This window comes from Rhizobium alarense, from assembly GCF_021555155.1.
Taxonomy (GTDB): domain Bacteria; phylum Pseudomonadota; class Alphaproteobacteria; order Rhizobiales; family Rhizobiaceae; genus Rhizobium_D; species Rhizobium_D alarense.
On the sequence record NZ_JAKGBU010000003.1, the window covers coordinates 12,925 to 30,879 of the forward strand.

Sequence of the window (17,955 nt, forward strand, 5' to 3'; positions counted from 1 at the left end):
CATGGCCGGTCCTTCCTCTGAGTCCCAGTACGTCACCTTCAGTCTCGACAACGAGGTCTTCGCCGTGCCGGTCACGGTGGTGCGGGAGATCCTCGACCACGAGGACGCCTTCAAGATCCCGCACGGCCCGGAATACCTGCTCGGGTTGCGCGATGTGCGCGGGCAGGGCGTGCCGGTCATCGATCTCCGCCTGAGGCTCAGCATGTCGAAGACGGAGAAGACGCCGAACACCCGCGCGCTGGTGCTCGACGTGCCGATCGGCGACAGGATGCTGACGCTCGGCCTCGTGGCCGACCGCGTCTTCGAGGTGACGCCCTTCCGCCACGACGAGATCGAGGGCGCGCCGGACATCGGCGTGCGCTGGCCGTCGGACTACATCGCCGGCGTTGTGCGCCGCAACGGTGCCTTCGTCGTCATCGTCGATCTCGCCCGCCTTTTTTCGGGCGCCGAGGTCGCGATGATGGGCACGGCCAACCGCCTCGCCGCGACGGCATAAGCGATCAACGGAGAAACGCGTGGGAGCTGCAGTGAGAATGCAGGCGTCGGAAGACCGGCTGAGCAACCGGAACTTCGATGCCCTGTCGCGCTACATCTACGACTACAGCGGCATCAAGATGCCGGCGACGAAACTGACGATGCTCGAGGGCCGGCTCCGGCGCCGGCTCCGGGCAACCGGCATCGCCAGCTTCGACGACTATTGCGACTTCCTGTTCAAACACGGCGGCATCGAGCGGGAGGCGATCCACCTGATCGACGCCGTGACGACCAACAAGACGGACTTCTTCCGCGAGCCGAAGCATTTCGACCACATGGTGCAGGCGGGGCTGCCCGAACTCGTCGCGGCCGGCCATCGCCGCATCCGGCTCTGGAGTTCCGCCTGCTCGATCGGCGCGGAGCCCTATACGATGGCGATGGTGATGCAGGAGTTCGCCGCGGCGCATTCGGGGCTCGACTATCGCATCCTCGCGACCGACCTGTCGACGGATGTGCTGCAGGCCGCGCGGCGCGGCATCTATCCGCGCACCGCCGTCGCGCCGGTGCCGGCGGACATGCGGGGGAAATATGTCATGGCGCCGCGCGACGCGGCCCGCGGCGAGGTGCGGATCGCGCCCCGCCTGCGCGCCAAGATCGGCTTCGCCCGCATGAACCTGATGGACGACGTCTACAAGGTCGGCGATCCGATGCACATGATCTTCTGCCGCAACGTGCTGATCTATTTCGACAAGCCGACTCAGGCCAAGGTGCTCGCGCGGCTGTGCGACTGCCTGCATTCGGGCGGCTATCTTTACGTCGGCCATTCCGAGACGATCACCGGCATCGACCTGCCTGTGCGGCAGGTGGCCAATACGGTCTTCCGCAAGGTCTGAGAGGCTTGATGGGCAAGAAGATCCGCGTGCTGATCATCGACGATTCGGCGAGCGTCCGTCAGGTCCTGACCCATGTGCTGGAGCAGGATCCCGACATCGAGGTGATGGGGGCTGCGTCCGATCCCTTCGTCGCGGCGCGCCGCATCCAGGAGGAGGTTCCCGACGTCATCACGCTCGACGTCGAGATGCCGCGCATGGACGGCATCACCTTCCTGCGCAAGATCATGGCGCAACGGCCGATCCCCGTCGTCATGTGCTCGTCGCTGACGGAGGAGGGGTCGGAAACCCTGCTCCAGGCGCTCGAGGCGGGGGCGGTCGATGTCGTGCTGAAGCCGAAGATCGGTGCGGCCGACCATCTCGCCGAATCGGGCATGCGCCTGCGCGAGGCGGTCAAGGGCGCCGCGGCCGCCCGACTCGGCCGGGCGCCGCGACCGCCGATCGCCATGGGCACGACCGCCAAGCTGACGGCGGATGCCGTGCTGCCGCCGCCGACCGGGCGGGCGATGGCGAAGACGACCGAAATGGTCGTCGGCGTCGGAGCCTCGACCGGCGGCACGGAGGCGCTGCGCGTCATGCTGGAGGCGCTGCCTGCCAATTCGCCCGGCATCGTCGTCGTGCAGCACATGCCGGAAAAATTCACCGCCGCCTTCGCCAAGCGGCTGAACAGCCTGTGCGAGGTCGAGGTGAAGGAGGCGCAGAACGGCGATCCCGTGCTGCGCGGCCACGTGCTGATCGCGCCGGGCGACCGCCACATGATGCTGGAGCGGCAGGGCGCGCGCTACCATGTGACGGTGCGCGACGGCCCGCTCGTCTCCCGTCACCGGCCCTCCGTCGACGTACTGTTCCGTTCCGCGGCACGGGCGGCCGGCGGCAACGCGATGGGCGTCATCATGACCGGCATGGGCGACGACGGCGCGCTCGGCATGAACGAGATGCACCAGGCCGGCGCCTATACCGTCGCGCAGGACGAGGCGACATCCGTCGTCTTCGGCATGCCGAAGGAGGCGATCAGCCACGGCGGCGTCGACAGGGTGGTGCCGCTCGAGCAGATCGCCCGGGAAATCCTTGCTGCCGACCGGCGGCGGCACTGATCTTCATCTGCCATTAACCATATTTGGCAAGGATGTAGAAAGGCGCCATGGGTCGGCGCGGAAGCGAGCGATGAGCGGCTCACGAACTCCCCGGAGACGATACGGATGCCGGTCATCACCTTCGCCAACACCAAGGGCGGCGCCGGAAAGACGACGGCGGTGCTGCTCGTCGCCTGCGAACTGTCGCGCATGGGCTTTTCCGTCGTCGTTCTCGACGCGGATCCGCAGCACTGGATTTCGCGGTGGTACGAGATGTCCGCGGCGGCCCGCCCGCAGACGCTTTCGGTCGTTTCCTACGTGACCACCGCCACCATCGACCAGCATGTGCGCCAGGCGCGGGCGCGGGCCGATTTTGTCCTTGTCGACCTGCCCGGCGCGCGCAGTTCGCTGCTGGCGCAGACCATGGGCTATTCGGACTATGTGCTGATCCCCGTCCAGGGCTCGGCGATGGACGCGCAGGGCGGCGCCCATGTCATCGAACTGCTGCAATATCTCGAAGAGCGGGCCGATATCCGCATCCCGCATTCCGTCGTGCTGACCCGCGTCAACTCGATGGTGACGACGCGGGCGCTCCAGGCGGTCAAGGACCTGCTCTCTCAGCGTCGGGTGCATGTGCTCGATACGCCGATCATCGAGCGATCCGCCTACCGCGACGTCTTCGGCTCCGGCGACACGCTCTATTCGATGGACCCGCGCAGGGTCAGCAACCTGGACAGGGCGCAGGAGAATTCCCGGACGCTTGCCATGGAGGTGCTGCGGCGCGTCCTCGTGCTGCAGGGCCTTGCCGAGCGGGATGTCCTGGAGACGCTGAAACGCGTCGCCTGAGCCCGCCTGTCCGGATTTTCGCCACCCCCGTCCCTCCGAGGCATGTCGCGCAAAAGCGTGCGGCGGTTTTTCGATAGCGACAGGCACAAAATCAAAGAACTGAAGCGCGGCGCGAATCCGGGAGATCGCGATGCGCTTCAGGCCGACGGTTCCCGCAGCACGACGACCTCGCAGGGCGAGCCTGCCGAAAGCGCCGGCGCGTGTGGCCGGCGCAGGATGAGGCATTCCGATCGGGCGAAGGTCTTCATCATCGACGAATCCTGCTTGCCGAAGGGGGTGGCGAGAAGCGCACCGTCCGCGCCGCGCCGCAGCCGGGCGCGCAGATAGTCCTGCCGCTTGTCGTTTTCGGCGAGGTCCGTTTCCGTCACCGCGGTGGCGCGCCGGTCGATCGCCGGGAGCCGCGCCAGCGTTCGGATCAGCGGCTCCAGGAAAAGCAGGCTGCAGACGAGGCTTGAGACCGGGTTGCCGGGCAGGCCGAGCACCTGCATGGCGCCGAGCCGGCCGACCATCAGCGGCTTGCCCGGCCGCATGGCGATGCGCCAGAAGTCGAGCGCCATGCCGGCGCCGGTCAGCACCGGCTGCACGATGTCGTGGTCGCCGACCGAGGCGCCGCCGAGCGTCACCAGCACGTCGGCGCCGCAGGCCCGCGCCCAGTCGACCGCGTCGAGGATTGCCGCCGCATCGTCGCCGGCAATGCCGAGGTCGAGCACCTCGGCACCCGCGTCGCGCGCAAGTGCGGCGATGCCGTAGCTGTTGGAGGCGACGATCTGCCCGTGGGCGGGCGTCTTGCCGGGTTCCACGAGCTCGTCGCCGGTGGCGAGGATCGCGACCTTCGGCCGGAGATAGACCGGCAGGTAGGGGTGGTTCATCGCCGCCGCGACGGTCAGCCGGCCGGCATCGAGCAGGTCGCCGGCCTTGAGAACCGCCTCGCCCTCGGCGAAATCCTGGCCGCGCGGGCGGATGTGGCGGCCGGCGGCCGGGGTGAAGGTCGCCCGGATCGTGGCGCCGTCGCCCGAAATTTCCGCATCCTCCTGCAGAAGCACGGTGTCCGCGCCCTCCGGCACCGGCGCGCCGGTGAAGATGCGGACCGTCTCGCCGGGGCCGACCGTGCCGCGGAAGGCATGGCCGGCGGCCGAGCGGCCGATCACCCGGAGCGCCGCACCCGCGGCGAGATCCGCGTGGCGCAGCGCATAGCCGTCCATGGCGGAGCTGTCGAAGGGCGGCTGGGTCAGCGTGGCGGTGATGTCGGCGGCAAGCACGCGGCCCTGCGCCTCGTGCAGGCCGACGAGCTCGCTGCGGGCCGGTGGCGCGGCCGCTGCCAGAAGGCGTTGCAGGGCGTCCTCGACCGGCAGCAGCGACATCGCTCAGCGCTCCCTGCGGCGGTAATCGCCGGAGCGGCCGCCGGATTTTTCGACGAGCCGGACGCCGCCGATTTCCATCTCGCGGTCGGCGGCCTTCGCCATGTCGTAGATCGTCAGGCAGGCGACGCTGACCGCCGTCAGTGCCTCCATCTCGACGCCGGTGCGTCCGGTGAGCTTCGCCGTCGCCGTGACGCGCAGGCCGGGCAGGGCGGGGTCCTCGCCGATCTCGACGGAGACCCTGGTGAGCATCAGCGGATGGCAGAGCGGTATGAGATTGGCCGTCTGCTTGGCGGCCATGATGCCGGCGAGCCGCGCCGTGCCGATCACGTCGCCCTTCTTCGCATTGCCGGCAAGGATGAGGTCGAGCGTTGCCGGCGCCATGCGCACGTGGCCCTCGGCCGTGGCAACGCGCACCGTCTCGGCCTTGTCGCCGACATCGACCATATGGGCTTCGCCGGCCGCATCGATATGCGTGAGGCCGGCCGCCGTCATTCGGCAGCCAGCATCGTGGCGGAGCCGGTGAGGAGCGCGCGGGTGGCGGCGGCGACGTCGTCCTGGCGCATCAGGCTCTCGCCGACGAGGAAGGTGGTGATGCCCGAAGCCTGCAGGCGCTTGCAGTCGGCATGCGTGACGATGCCGCTCTCGCCGACCAGCAGCCTGTCGTCGGGCACCAGGCCGGCGAGCCGCTCGGAGACGGCGAGATCGACCTCGAAGCTGCGCAGGTTGCGGTTGTTGATGCCGAAGAGCTTCGTGCGGAGCTTCAGCGCCCGCTCCGTCTCGGCCTCGTCATGCACCTCGACCAGCACGTCCATGCCGAGCGCCAAGGCGGCGTCCTCGAGCGCCTTGGCATCGTCGTCGGAAAGCGACGCCATGATGAGGAGGATGCAGTCGGCTCCCCAGGCGCGGGCCTCCAGCACCTGGTAGCTGTCGAAGAGAAAATCCTTTCGCAGCGCCGGCAGCGCGCAGGCGGCGCGTGCGGCGGCCAGGAACGCCGGCGCGCCCTGGAAGCTCGGCCCGTCGGTGAGCACGGAGAGACAGGCGGCACCGCCCGCCTCGTAGGCCCTTGCAAGCGCCGGCGGATCGAAATCCGGCCGGATCAGTCCCTTCGACGGGCTCGCCTTCTTGATCTCGGCAATGAGGCCGAACTCCCCCTTCGCCTTCCGGTCGAGAAGGGCCGCGAGGAAGCCGCGCGGCGGCTCCCGGTCGCGGACGATCGCCCGCAGTTCGGCCGCCGGAACGCGCGCCTTGGCGGCGGCGATCTCCTCGCGCTTGTAGATCTCGATTTTCTTCAGGATGTCGGCCATGGGTGAAGCCTACCTCTAAATTCCGGCGTTGGAAACGGTGACGAGTCGGTCGAGCACCGTCTTCGCCGCGCCGCTCTCGAGCGACTGCCGCGCGAGCGCCATGCCGTCCTCGAGATTTGCGGCCCTGTCGGCGACGACGAGCGCGGCGGCGGCATTGGCAAGCGCGATGTCGCGATAGGGCATGACGGTGCCTTCCAGCACGGCGCGAAGCGCGGCGGCATTGTGCGCGCCGTCGCCGCCGCGGATCTCGTCGAGCGTCACCTGCGGCAGGCCGAAATCGGCCGGCGTCAGCTCGAATTCGCGGATCGTGCCGTGCTCGAGCGCCGCGACCTGGGTCCTGCCGGTCGTGGTGATCTCGTCGAGGCCGGAGCCGTGCACGACCCAGACCTTGTTCGAGCCGAGGTCGCGCAGCACTTCGGCGATCGGCACCAGCCAGTGCGGCGAGAAGACGCCGAGCAGCTGGCGGCCGACGCCGCCCGGATTGGAAAGCGGACCGAGCAGGTTGAAGATCGTGCGTGTGCCGAGCTCGACCCGCGAGGGCCCGACATGTTTCATCGCCGGATGGTGGAGCTGGGCGAACATGAAGCCGAGCCCGGCCTCCCGGACGCAGCGCGCGATCTCCTCCGGGCCGATGTCGAGCTTGACGCCGAGGCAGGAGAGCGCATCGGCGGTGCCGGCCTTCGAGCTCAGCGCACGGTTGCCGTGCTTGGCGACGGGAACGCCTGCGCCGGCGACGATGATCGAGGCGAGCGTCGAGATGTTGTAGGTGCCGGTGCCGTCGCCGCCGGTGCCGACGATGTCGATCGCATCCTGCGGCACCGCGACCGGCAGCATGCGGGCGCGCATCGAGCCGACGGCGCCGTAGATCTCGTCGACGGTCTCGCCGCGCACGCGCAGCGCCATCAGGAAGCCGCCGATCTGCGACGGGGTCGCCGAGCCGGACATGATGATCTCGAAGGCGGCGCGCGCCTCGTCGCGGTCGAGCGCCTGGCCGGAGGCCGTCTTGGCGATGAAGGGTTTCAGGTCCGACATGATCAGTCTCCGAAAACTCGGCCGGACATCACCGGGCGAGCGCCTGTTCGGCGAGTGTCCGGTTGATGGAGACGCCGTAGGAGGCCTGCAGCGCATTGACCATCTGGTCGAGGATGTCGTCGCCGCTGGCGCGCGCCACCGCCTCGACCTGCTGGTCGGTATTGGCGAGCGCGTCGGTCGGCGGATCGCTGTCGACGGCGGTGACCGCAAGCAGGATCTGGCCTTCGCCGCCGACGCCCGCCGTGGCCGCGACGTGGCCGACCGGGCCGCCGAACGCCGCGACGATCGCGGCCGGGCTCAAGGCCGGATCCTCGGTCGAGCGCGTGACGCCGGTCTTCGTCTCGACGGCAAGGCCGAGATCCGTCGCGATATCCGCGAGCCTGGCGCCCTTGCGCAGGCTGGCGGCGAGCTCTTCGGCCTTTCCGGCCAGCGCCTGGCGCTGCTGCTCGGCCGTCCAGTCGGCGACGACTCGGTCGCGCACCTCGTCCAGCGTGCGGTCGCGTTCCGGCATGACGTCGAGCACCTCGAACCAGACAAATCCGTCGCGGCCGAAATTGACCGGCGCGGCCTCGTTGCCCACCTCGGTCTTGAAGGCCTCGGCAAGCAGCGTCGCCTGTTCCGGTATGCCGACGATTTCCTCGTCATTCTGGTCCTTGCCGGTCGCGTCGACGGCGTCGAGCGTCACGACCTTGAGGCCGCTCTGCCGCGCCGCGTCCTCGATGTTCGCGCCGTCGGCGCGCGCGTTCTCGAACCGGTCGTGCACGGTCAGGACCTCGTCGCTCGCCTGGGCAAGCGCCAGGTCGGTGCGCAACTGGTCCTTGACCTCGTCGAAGGATTTCGTCGTCTCCGGGCGGACATTGCTGACGCGCAGGATGACCGGGCCGAAGGCGCCGTCGACGACCGGCGTCGTGCCGCCGGCGGCGGGGACCGCGAAGGCGGCTTCGGCGAGCTTCGCATCGGGCATGCGGTCGCGCGTGAAATCGCCGAGCAGCACGTCGGACGCCGTCTTGCCCTCCGCGACGACGAGGTCGTCGAAGCTCGCACCGCCCGCGAGCTTCGTTGCGGCGGCATCGGCGGCGGCGCGGTCGGCGAAGGAGAGCTGCTCGATCGTGCGCGTTTCCGGCGTGGTGTAGCCCGCCTTGTTCTTCTCGTAGTCGGCGCGCACGGCCTCCTCGGTGACGGCAGCCGGATCCGCGATGTCCTTCGGCTCGAGCTTGACATAGGCGACCTTGCGGAATTCCGGGGCGCGGTAGCGCGCCTTGTTTTCCTCGAACCACGGGGCCAGCACGTCGTCGCCCGGCGCCTTGACCGCGTCGATATTGGCGTTGGTGAGAAGCAGGTAGTCGACGGAGCGCTTCTCGTTGCCGTATTGCTTCAGCGCGCCCTTCAGGACGTCCGGCGCACGATAGCCGTCGGAGACGGCTTCGACGATCTGGCTGCGGATCGCCACCTGGCTGCGGTTGCCGATGTAATCGTCCTCACGCAGGCCGGCATTGCGAAGGATCGAGGAGAAGGCCATGCGGTCGAACTGGCCGTTCGGGCCCTTGAACGCCGGGTCGTCGGCGATGAGCTGCGCCAGCCGGCCTTCCGACAGGCCGAGGTCCATGTCGCGCGACAGTTGGTCGAGCGTCGCGCCGGCGACGAGTTCGGCGAAGACCTGGTTCTCGACACCGAGCGCGCGGGCCTGCTCCAGCGTCAGGCGGGTGCGGAAACGCTGCGACAGCGTCGCGACCTGCCGCTCATAGGCAAGGCGGAAATCCACCGGCGAGACGTCGATGTCGCCGACGGTGACGACGGCGTTGGAGGATCCGGTCACGAGCGAGCTTGAAATGCCCCAGACGGCGAAGGAGGCCACGAGCAGCAGCAGCAGACCTTTCGCAACCCAGGTCTGGGCGCCTTTTCTAAGCAATTCGAGCATGTTGTAGCAGTCCTCACGTCACGAGGCCCTCGGGCCAGGAACCTGTCTCTTAACGGAAAGCGTCCGGGAATTGAAGACCGGCGCGGACAATTGGAACGGGGTCGCCCGGCAGTGCTGCAAACGGGCGGCGCGACGGCAGCGTGCGGCGGCCGGCACGATCGCTGCCGCCATATGACGCAAATGGGTCAGCAACTGGCGCTTTCCTTCGCCGGCAAAGGGAAAATTTCTGAAAATATTGCGGAATTTCGTTCAGTTGCGAATGAAAAACACTTGCCCGCCGCTGCGGGAAGCGCTGTCCTGCAGGCTTGGCCGGCATCGGATGCGATCCGGCGATTCGCGGCAGGGCCGAGGCGTTTCGGGAAGGAGCCTGCATTGGCGTCGACACTGGTGATGGTCAATCTGTTCGGCGCCGTCGCGCTGCTGCTCTTCGGGCTGGCGCAGGTCAAGGACGGCGTGACGCGGGCCTTCGGGGCGCGGCTGAGGGCCGGCCTCGCGCTCGGTACCAAGGGCACGCTGCGCTCCTTCGCCGCCGGCTTCGGCGCCACGCTGGCGCTGCAGAGCTCGACGGCGACGGCGCTCACCACCGCGTCTTTCGTCGAGCGCCACCTGATCAAGCCGCGCATGGCGCAGGTCGTGCTGCTCGGCGCCAATGTCGGCACGGCAGTGACGGCCTGGATCGTGTCGACCGGCATCGAGTGGCTGTCGCCGCTGCTGGTACTCGCCGGCGTCGCGCTGGCCCGCTCGAAATCCTCGACCGCGCGGCAGGGGCTCGGCTCCGCCCTGGTGGGCATCGGCCTGATGCTGCTGTCGCTGCACCTCCTGTCCCTTGCCACGGAGCCGATGCGGCAGTCGCCGGCGCTTGCCGCCTTCCTGACGCTGCTCGACGGGGCCTGGCCGGCAGCGCTCGCCTTTTCGACCGTGCTTGCCGCCCTGTCGTCCTCCAGCCTCGCCATCGTCGTGCTCATCCTGTCGCTGACGACGATGGGTATCCTGTCGCCGGCCCTGACGGTGGTGCTCGTGCTCGGCGCCAATCTCGGCGGCGCGATCCCGCCGGTCGTCGCGACGCTCGGCGCAAAGGCGGCGGCGCGCCGGGTGACGCTCGGCAACCTCATCGTAAGGGGAATCGGCTGTCTCGCCGTCCTGCCGCTTGCGGGGCCGTTCGCTGCCGTGCTCGCACAGGTGCCGGTGCCCGGTGCCAAGCTGCCGGTCGACGTGCATCTCGCCTTCAACATCGCCATTGCGCTCGTCTTCTGGCCGCTGTCGGCACCGGTCGCCCGGCTGATGGAGCGCATCGTGCCCGAAGAGGAACAGCCGGAGACCGGGCCGCGCTATCTCGACGAGGCGGCGCTCGCCACGCCGATCGTCGCGCTCTCCGGCGCGGCGCGCGAGGTGCTGCGGGTGGGCGACGTCATCGAGGACATGCTGGTGCGCACGATGCGCGCCTTCAACGACGACAATCTCGCCGAACTCAGGGGCATATCCGCGCTGGAGGCCCAGGTCGACCTGCTGCAGCAGGAGGTGAAGGTCTACCTGTCGCGGCTCGGACGCAACGGTCTCGACGGCGACTCGGCCGGCCGCTCCATCGTCATCATCGACTATGCGATCAATCTCGAGCATGTCGGCGACATCATCGAGAAGGGCCTCGTCGAGCAGGTGAGGAAGAAGGTCGAGCACGGGCTGACCTTCTCCGAGGACGGTTATGCCGAGCTCAAGGGCCTGTTCGACCTGACGATCGAGAACCTGCGCATCGCCCAGACGATCTTCGTGACGCGCGACCTGAAGCTCGCGCGCCAGCTGATGCAGGTGAAGGTCGACGTGCGGCGGATGGAGAAGCAGTCGTCGGCGCGCCATCTCGCGCGGCTGCGCGACGGCCGGACGGAGAGCCTGCAGACGAGTTCGCTGCATCTCGACATGCTGCGCGACCTGAAGCGCATCAACGCCCATCTCGTCTCCGTCGCGCATCCGATCCTCGACGAGGGCGGGCTCCTGGAGGAGAGCCGGCTGAAGAGCGTGGAGTGACGCCGGCGCTCGGCGCTCGGACGCCAGGCGGCAAATCCCCTTTCTCGTCGGGCGCGGTTTTTGCTAAGGAACGCGCTTGAGCCAATGAACGAGGAATGAGCATGCCCGCCCAAGAGACGAACCGCCGCTGCCTCGCCGTGATTCTCGCCGCCGGCGACAGCACGCGCATGAAGTCCTCGGTCTCCAAGGTGCTGCACCCGGTGGCGGGGCGGCCGATGATCGCCCATGTGGTCGATGCGCTGGCGAAGGCCGGCATTTCCGACGTGGCGCTGGTGCTCGGCCGCGACGCCGAGAAGGTCGAGGCGGCGGCGAGGAACCCGGCGGTGCGTGCGACGACGCATATCCAGACGGAACGGCTTGGGACGGCGCATGCCGTGCTCGCGGCGCGCGCGGCGATCGCGCAGGGCTACGACGACCTGCTCGTCGTCTTCGGCGACACGCCGCTCATCACCGAGGCTCCGCTGCGCGCGGCGCGGGACGGGCTTGCCGCCGGCAACGACGTGGTCGTCATCGGCTTCACGGCGGCCGACCCGTCGGGCTACGGCCGGCTGATCGTCGAGAACGGCGGGCTTGCCGCCATCCGCGAACACCGCGACGCGAGCGAAGCGGAGCGGGCGATCCGCTACTGCAACGGCGGCCTGATGGCGATCGACGGCCGCAAGGCGCTCGACCTCATCGACCGGATCGGCAACGCCAATGCCAAGGGTGAATATTATCTGACCGACATCGTCGAGGTGGCACGGGCGGCGGGCGGCCGGGCGATCGCCGTGGAGGCACCGGAGGCGGAGCTCACCGGCTGCAACACGCGCGCCGAGCTCGCCTTCATCGAGCGGCTGTGGCAGGAGCGCCGCCGCCACGAGATGATGCTGTCGGGCGTCTCGATGATCGCGCCGGAGACCGTCTTCCTCGCCTTCGACACGGCAATCGCGCCGGACGTGACGATCGAGCCGAACGTCGTCTTCGGCGCCGGCGTCACGATCGAAAGCGGCGCGGTGATCCATGCCTTCTCGCATGTCGAAGGCGCGCATGTGCGCGCCGGCGCCGTGGTCGGTCCCTTCGCGCGGCTGAGGCCCGGCGCGGATCTCGGCCCCGATTCCAAAGTCGGCAATTTCTGCGAGGTGAAGCAGGCGACGATCGGCGCGGGCGCCAAGGTGAACCATCTCAGCTATATCGGCGACGCCGCGGTCGGCGCCGGCACCAATATCGGCGCCGGAACGATCACCTGCAACTACGACGGCATCAACAAGCACCTGACGAACATCGGCGAGAACGCCTTCATCGGCTCCAATTCCGCGCTGGTCGCACCAGTTTCGGTCGGCAACGGCGCCTATGTCGCCTCCGGCAGCGTCATCACCATGGACGTGCCGGACGACGCGGTCGCTTTCGGCCGCGCGCGCCAGGAGAACAAGCAAGGCCGCGCCCCCGTGATCCGCGACCGCAACCTCGCGATCAAGGCGGCACGAAAGAAGGCGGCGGAATAGGCCGACCGTTAACGTCGGAAACCGAAAGTGAGAGCTGCCGGATTGCGCCGGCTGCAAAAATCACTACCACATTGCCCGAGATTTTCGGGGACCGGAGTGGGGTAAACTATGTGCGGCATCGTCGGGATCGTCGGCAGGGAGGCCGTCGCCACGCGGCTCGTGGACGCGCTGAAGCGGCTTGAATACCGCGGCTATGATTCGGCGGGCGTCGCGACGATCGACGGCGGCCGGCTCGACCGGCGTCGCGCCGAGGGTAAGCTCGTCAACCTCGAGCGCAAGCTTGCCGAGACGCCGCTTCCCGGCACGATCGGCATCGCGCATACGCGCTGGGCGACGCATGGCGCGCCGACCGAGGCCAATGCGCATCCGCATTTCGTCGACGGCGTCGCGGTCGTGCACAACGGCATCATCGAGAATTTTTCGGAGATCAAGGACGAACTGACGGCCGGCGGCGCGGTCTTCGCGACGCAGACCGACACCGAGATCGTCGCCCAGCTTCTCGCAAAGCTTCGCCGCGACGGTTTCGGCCGGCGCGAGGCGATGCACAAGATGCTGAAGCGCGTCACCGGCGCCTATGCATTGGCGGTGATCTTCGAGGACGATCCGTCCACCATCATGGCGGCGCGCAGCGGCCCGCCGCTTGCCATCGGCTACGGCGACGGCGAGATGTTCCTCGGCTCCGACGCCATCGCGCTTTCCCCCTTCACCAACGAGATCAGCTATCTGATCGACGGCGACTGGGCGGTGATCGGCCGCGACGGCGCGCATATCTTCGATCTCGACGGCAATCCCGTCGAGCGGCCGCGGCAGGTGAGCCAGGCGGCGTCCTACATGATCGACAAGGGCAACCACCGCCACTTCATGGAGAAGGAGATCTACGAGCAGCCGGAAGTGATCTCGCGCGCGCTTGCCAGCTACGTCGATTTCCTCGCCGGCCGCATCCGTCCCGTCGCCGGCCCGATCGACTTCGCCGTCGTGCCGGGCCTTGCCATCTCCGCCTGCGGCACCGCCTATCTGGCGGGCCTCGTCGGCAAGTACTGGTTCGAGCGCTATGCGCGGCTGCCGGTCGAGATCGACGTCGCCTCGGAGTTCCGCTACCGGGAGATCCCGCTGAACCCGGCCTCGGCCGCGCTCTTCATCTCGCAGTCCGGCGAGACCGCCGACACGCTGGCGTCGCTGCGCTACTGCAGGGAGGCCGGGCTGAAGATCGGTGCGGTGGTGAACGTCCGCGAATCGACGATCGCGCGGGAATCCGACGCGGTGTTCCCGATCCTCGCCGGCCCGGAGATCGGTGTCGCCTCCACCAAGGCCTTCACCTGCCAGCTCTCGGTGCTGGCGTCGCTGGCGATTTCCGCCGGCCGCGCCCGCGGCACGATCAGCGAAGCGGAGGAGAAGGAGCTGGTGCGCCACCTCTCCGAAATGCCGCGCATCATGAGCCGGGTGCTGAACACGATCCAGCCGACGATCGAGCAGCTGGCCCGCGAGCTCGCGAAGTGCCGCGACGTGCTCTATCTCGGCCGCGGCACGAGCTACCCGCTCGCCATGGAAGGCGCGCTGAAGCTGAAGGAGATCTCCTATATCCACGCGGAAGGCTATGCGGCAGGCGAGCTGAAACACGGGCCGATCGCACTGATCGACGAGAACATGCCGGTGATCGTGATCGCGCCGCACGACCGCTTCTTCGAGAAGACCGTGTCGAACATGCAGGAAGTGGCCGCCCGCGGCGGGCGCATCATCTTCATCACCGACACGCGCGGCGCCGCCGCCTCGAAGCTCGCGACCATGGCGACGATCGTGATGCCCGACGTGGACGAGCTGATCACGCCGATGATCTACTCGCTGCCGATCCAGCTCCTCGCCTATCACACGGCCGTCTTCATGGGCACCGATGTCGACCAGCCGCGCAACCTCGCGAAATCGGTGACGGTGGAATGATCCTTCGCGATGAAGGCGCCGGGGATGTCGATGCGATCCGTGCGCTCACCGCGCGCGCCTTCGCCGGCATGCCCTACAGCGACGGTTCGGAGCCGGCGATCGTCGACCGCCTGCGGGCCGCAGGCGCTCTGACCCTGTCGCTCGTGGCGGAGGAGGCGGGCTTGGTCGTCGGACATGTCGCCTTCTCGCCGGTGACGGTCACCGACGGCAGCACCGGCTGGTACGGCCTCGGCCCCATCTCGGTCGCGCCGGAGCGCCAGGGGCAGGGCATCGGCTCGGCGCTGGTGCGCGAAGGCTTTGCCCGGCTGAAGGCGCTCGGCGCTGCGGGCTGCGTGCTGGTCGGCGACCCGGGCTATTACGGCCGTTTCGGCCTTTCGACCGGGCCGGCGCTCACTTACGACGGCGCGCCGCCCGAGTATTTCATGCATGTGGCGTTTTCTCAGGTTTACGCGACGGGCGGCGTTTCCTATCATCCGGCCTTCTACGGCTGAGGCCACCCGCAACCCGACCGCGCCGCAAGCCCGCGCGACAGCTGGACCCGTCGATGAGCGAAACCTCCTTCCGCATCTCCATGGCGGCGCGGCTGCGCAACAATTTTCTGACCGGGCTCGTCATCTGCGCGCCCATCGCCATCACGATCTGGCTGACCTGGACGTTCATCCGCTGGGCCGACAGCTGGGTGAAGCCCTATATCCCGAACGCCTACAATCCGGAAAAATACCTGCAGTTCGCGATTCCGGGCTTCGGCCTGCTGATCGCGGTCGTGGTGATCACGATGGTCGGCTTCCTCGGCCGCAACCTGATCGGCCGCTCGATCGTCAATTTCGGCGAATCGATCTTCCACCGCACGCCGCTGGTGCGCACCGTCTACAAGAGCCTCAAGCAGATCTTCGAAACGGTTCTGAAGGAGCAGGGTACGACCTTCAAGAAGGCGGCGCTGATCGAATATCCGAGCCCGGGCCTGTGGTCCGTGGTCTTCATCGCGACCGATGCGCGCGGCGAGCTGCAGACGAAGTTCAACGCGATGGGCAAGGAAATGGTCGGCTGCTTCCTGGCGCCGACGCCCGTGCCGACGGCGGGCTTCCTCGTCTTCGTGCCGCGCGACAAGATCGTGCCGCTCGACATGAGCGCCGAGGATGCCGCGAAGCTCATCATCTCCATGGGGCTCGTGACGCCGCCGGAACGCTCCGTCGCGCTGCTTGCGGCGGAGGCGGAAAAACACAAGCGCAAGGGCCAATAGGCCGGTCGAAGCAGGGCGACGTCGCTCGATCGATCGAAGGGTATTACCTTTAGCGACTATAGGTGTTTCTGTTCCGGACGTCTCCGTGCCGCTGCCTGCCCTGACTGAAAAGCCGTATCGCGGTCACTTGCGCATCCGGTTGTACGGCGTATCAACAGGTGTTCTCGCGACGCCTTTTCAACCGGCCCGGAGGAAGCGGATCGCCTCGTCGCGCCGGTAGAGGTAGAGCAGCGTCCGGAGCGCCTCTCCGCGGGCACTCGTCAGCTCCGGATCCCGTTCGATGACATAGGCGGCGTCCTTGCGGGCGATTTCGAGCAGGTCGCCGTGGGCCTCGAGGCTGGCGAGCAGGAAGCCCGGCGTGCCGGACTGGCGCGTGCCGAGGAGTTCGCCTTCGCCGCGCAGCTTGAGATCCTCCTCCGCGATGCGGAAACCGTCCTCCGTCTCGCGCAGGATCGAGAGCCGCGCGCGGCCGTTTTCACTGAGCGGCCCCTTGTAGAGCAGGATGCAGCTCGACGCTTCGTCGCCGCGTCCGACCCGGCCGCGCAGCTGATGGAGTTGTGCGAGGCCGAAGCGCTCGGCATGCTCGATGACCATGATGGTGGCGTCCGGCACGTCGACGCCGACCTCGACGACGGTGGTGGCGACGAGCAGGCGGGTCTCGCCGGTCTTGAAGGCGAGCATCGCCGCATCCTTCTCCGGCCCGCTCATCCGGCCGTGCACGAGGCCGGCGGCGGCGCCGAAGACGCTAGTCAGCGTCGCATGGCGCTCCTCGGCCGACATGAGGTCGCTTTCCTCCGATTCCTCGACCAGCGGGCAGATCCAGTAGGCCTTTTTTCCCGCGGCGAGCGCGGTGCGCAGCCGGCCGACGATCTCGCCGGTGCGCTCCTGCGGCATGACGACGGTGTGGATCGGCTTGCGGCCGGCCGGCTTCTCGGTGAGCTTCGAGACGTCCATGTCGCCGAAGGCGGCGAGCACCAGCGTGCGCGGGATCGGCGTCGCCGTCATCACCAGCATGTGCGGCGTGATGCCCTTGGCGGTCAGCCGCAGCCGCTGGTGCACGCCGAAACGGTGCTGCTCGTCGACGACGGCGAGCACGAGATCCCGGTAGGCGACATTGTCCTGGAAGAGCGCATGCGTGCCGATGACGATCTGCGTCTCGCCGGCGGCGATGCGTTCGAGGACCGCCTCGCGCTCGCGGCCCTTGGTGCGGCCGGTGAGCACGTCGATCGTCACGCCGGCCGGCGCGGCCATCCTGGAGAGCGTTGCGACGTGCTGGCGGGCGAGGATCTCGGTCGGCGCCATCAGCACGGCCTGGCCGCCGGATTCGACGGCGGCAAGCATCGCCATCAGCGCGACGGCCGTCTTGCCGGCGCCGACGTCGCCCTGCAACAGGCGCAGCATGCGCTGCTCGCCCGCCATGTCGGCGAGGATGTCGGCGACCGCCGCCTGCTGGCTGGCGGTGAGTGCGAAAGGCAGGGCGTCGACGACCAGCCGGCTCAGCGCGCCCGTCGCCCTGACGGGCCGGCCGGCGACGCGGCGCAGGCGCTGGCGCACCAGGGCGAGCGAGATCTGGCCGGCGAGGAACTCGTCATAGGCGAGCCGGCGGCGGGCGGGCGCCTGCGGGTCGAGGTCGGTCTCGTCGCGCGGCTCGTGCAGCCGGAGAAAGGCGTCGCGGGCGTCCGAGAAGCCCTGGCGGCGCAGCAGTTCCGGCTCGATCCACTCGGGCAGCGCCGGGATGCGCGCGACGGCGGCCTCGACCTCCTTGCGCAGCACGCGCGGCGACAGGCCGGCGGTGAGCCCGTAGACCGGCTCGACGAGCGGCAGGCTCCCGGCCTCCGACGCCTTCACCATATAGTCCGGATGCACCATGGAGGGCCGGCCGTTGAACCATTCCACCTTGCCGCTGACGACGACCTGCTCGTCGAGCGGGAGGGCCTTTTCCAGCCAGTTGCCCTTGACGCGGAAGAAGGTGAGGGCGAGTTCGCCGGTCTCGTCGTGCAGGAAGACGCGATAGGGTGCGTTTCCCTTGCCGCGCGGCGGCGGCTGGTGGCGGTCGACGCGGCCGGTGATGGTGACGATGACGCCTTCCGGCGCCCGCGCGATGTCCGGCTGCTTGCGGCGGTCGATGAGCCCGTGCGGGCGGTGGAAGATCAGGTCGACGACGCGGCAGTCCTCGGCGCTCTCCTGCCCGAGCAGGCGCGCGAACAGCTCGCCGAGCTTCGGGCCGATGCCGGGAAGCGAGGAGAGCGAGGCGAAGAGCGGATCGAGCAGGGCGGGACGCATGGCGCGCAAAATGCGCCGGGAATTTGCCGCTTGGCAAGGCTGACAATCGCGCTTCCAGCGTCTATAGAGACCGGCGGACCGGATGAGCGATGCCGCAGG

At 68.5% G+C, this 17,955-nt stretch carries 16 protein-coding genes; 9 read left to right on the top strand and 7 right to left on the bottom strand.

Features of this window, described 5'->3' with window-relative positions:
* Nucleotide 1: 1 nt before the first annotated feature.
* From LXM94_RS01440 to LXM94_RS01455, 4 genes are all read left to right on the top strand, one after another.
* Nucleotides 2-496, top strand: a complete 495-nt coding sequence (locus LXM94_RS01440) for a chemotaxis protein CheW (protein WP_235769369.1) — start codon at nt 2-4, stop codon at nt 494-496.
* A gap of 37 nt (nt 497-533) precedes the next feature.
* Nucleotides 534-1,367, top strand: a complete 834-nt coding sequence (locus LXM94_RS01445; protein ID WP_235769478.1) for a CheR family methyltransferase — start codon at nt 534-536, stop codon at nt 1,365-1,367.
* An 8-nt stretch (nt 1,368-1,375) separates the two neighbouring features.
* Nucleotides 1,376-2,458, top strand: coding sequence for a protein-glutamate methylesterase/protein-glutamine glutaminase (locus LXM94_RS01450; RefSeq protein WP_235769370.1), 1,083 nt, complete (start codon nt 1,376-1,378; stop codon nt 2,456-2,458).
* A gap of 105 nt (nt 2,459-2,563) precedes the next feature.
* Entirely contained in the window at nt 2,564-3,283 is a 720-nt protein-coding gene (locus tag LXM94_RS01455; protein ID WP_235769371.1) for a ParA family protein, read from the top strand.
* 137 nt (nt 3,284-3,420) lie between these two features.
* On the opposite strand, the gene LXM94_RS01460 is transcribed toward LXM94_RS01455, so the two are convergent.
* The 6 genes from LXM94_RS01460 to LXM94_RS01485 are packed head-to-tail and all read right to left on the bottom strand — an operon-like array spanning nt 3,421 to nt 9,214.
* Nucleotides 3,421-4,644 (bottom strand): molybdopterin molybdotransferase MoeA, encoded by a 1,224-nt coding sequence (locus tag LXM94_RS01460; protein ID WP_235769372.1) that lies wholly within the window; start codon nt 4,642-4,644, stop codon nt 3,421-3,423.
* A 3-nt stretch (nt 4,645-4,647) separates the two neighbouring features.
* Nucleotides 4,648-5,136 (bottom strand): cyclic pyranopterin monophosphate synthase MoaC, encoded by a 489-nt coding sequence (gene moaC / locus LXM94_RS01465; RefSeq protein WP_235769373.1) that lies wholly within the window; start codon nt 5,134-5,136, stop codon nt 4,648-4,650.
* Entirely contained in the window at nt 5,133-5,948 is an 816-nt protein-coding gene (trpC, locus tag LXM94_RS01470; protein ID WP_235769374.1) for an indole-3-glycerol phosphate synthase TrpC, read from the bottom strand. The genes moaC and trpC overlap by 4 nt, the downstream gene beginning before the upstream one ends.
* A 15-nt stretch (nt 5,949-5,963) precedes the next feature.
* A complete protein-coding gene (trpD, locus tag LXM94_RS01475; protein ID WP_235769375.1) occupies nt 5,964-6,980 on the bottom strand; it encodes an anthranilate phosphoribosyltransferase in 1,017 nt (338 codons plus the stop codon).
* Nucleotides 6,981-7,008: 28 nt separating this feature from the next.
* Nucleotides 7,009-8,898: a peptidylprolyl isomerase gene (locus LXM94_RS01480; RefSeq protein ID WP_235769376.1), complete on the bottom strand. Its 1,890-nt coding sequence runs from the start codon at nt 8,896-8,898 to the stop codon at nt 7,009-7,011.
* 49 nt (nt 8,899-8,947) lie between these two features.
* Nucleotides 8,948-9,214: a hypothetical protein gene (locus LXM94_RS01485; RefSeq protein WP_235769377.1), complete on the bottom strand. Its 267-nt coding sequence runs from the start codon at nt 9,212-9,214 to the stop codon at nt 8,948-8,950.
* Between the two features lie 56 nt (nt 9,215-9,270).
* Between LXM94_RS01485 and LXM94_RS01490 the strand changes: the two genes are divergently transcribed.
* The 5 genes from LXM94_RS01490 (at nt 9,271) to LXM94_RS01510 (ending at nt 15,573) form a co-directional block, all read left to right on the top strand.
* Entirely contained in the window at nt 9,271-10,917 is a 1,647-nt protein-coding gene (locus LXM94_RS01490; RefSeq protein ID WP_235769378.1) for a Na/Pi cotransporter family protein, read from the top strand.
* 101 nt (nt 10,918-11,018) lie between these two features.
* Entirely contained in the window at nt 11,019-12,398 is a 1,380-nt protein-coding gene (glmU, locus tag LXM94_RS01495; protein WP_235769379.1) for a bifunctional UDP-N-acetylglucosamine diphosphorylase/glucosamine-1-phosphate N-acetyltransferase GlmU, read from the top strand.
* A gap of 108 nt (nt 12,399-12,506) precedes the next feature.
* Nucleotides 12,507-14,333 carry a glutamine--fructose-6-phosphate transaminase (isomerizing) gene (glmS, locus tag LXM94_RS01500; protein WP_235769380.1) on the top strand — a complete coding sequence of 609 codons (1,827 nt, stop codon included), beginning with the start codon at nt 12,507-12,509 and terminating at the stop codon, nt 14,331-14,333.
* Nucleotides 14,330-14,824: a GNAT family N-acetyltransferase gene (locus tag LXM94_RS01505; RefSeq protein WP_235769381.1), complete on the top strand. Its 495-nt coding sequence runs from the start codon at nt 14,330-14,332 to the stop codon at nt 14,822-14,824. Before glmS ends, LXM94_RS01505 begins: the two co-directional genes overlap by 4 nt.
* Nucleotides 14,825-14,877: 53 nt before the next feature.
* On the top strand, nt 14,878-15,573 hold the full coding sequence (locus LXM94_RS01510) for a DUF502 domain-containing protein (RefSeq protein WP_235769382.1): 696 nt from the start codon (nt 14,878-14,880) through the stop codon (nt 15,571-15,573).
* Between the two features lie 177 nt (nt 15,574-15,750).
* Here the strand turns inward: LXM94_RS01510 and recG are convergent, their stop codons facing one another.
* Nucleotides 15,751-17,856 carry an ATP-dependent DNA helicase RecG gene (gene recG / locus LXM94_RS01515; protein WP_235769383.1) on the bottom strand — a complete coding sequence of 702 codons (2,106 nt, stop codon included), beginning with the start codon at nt 17,854-17,856 and terminating at the stop codon, nt 15,751-15,753.
* Between the last annotated feature and the right edge of the window lie 99 nt (nt 17,857-17,955).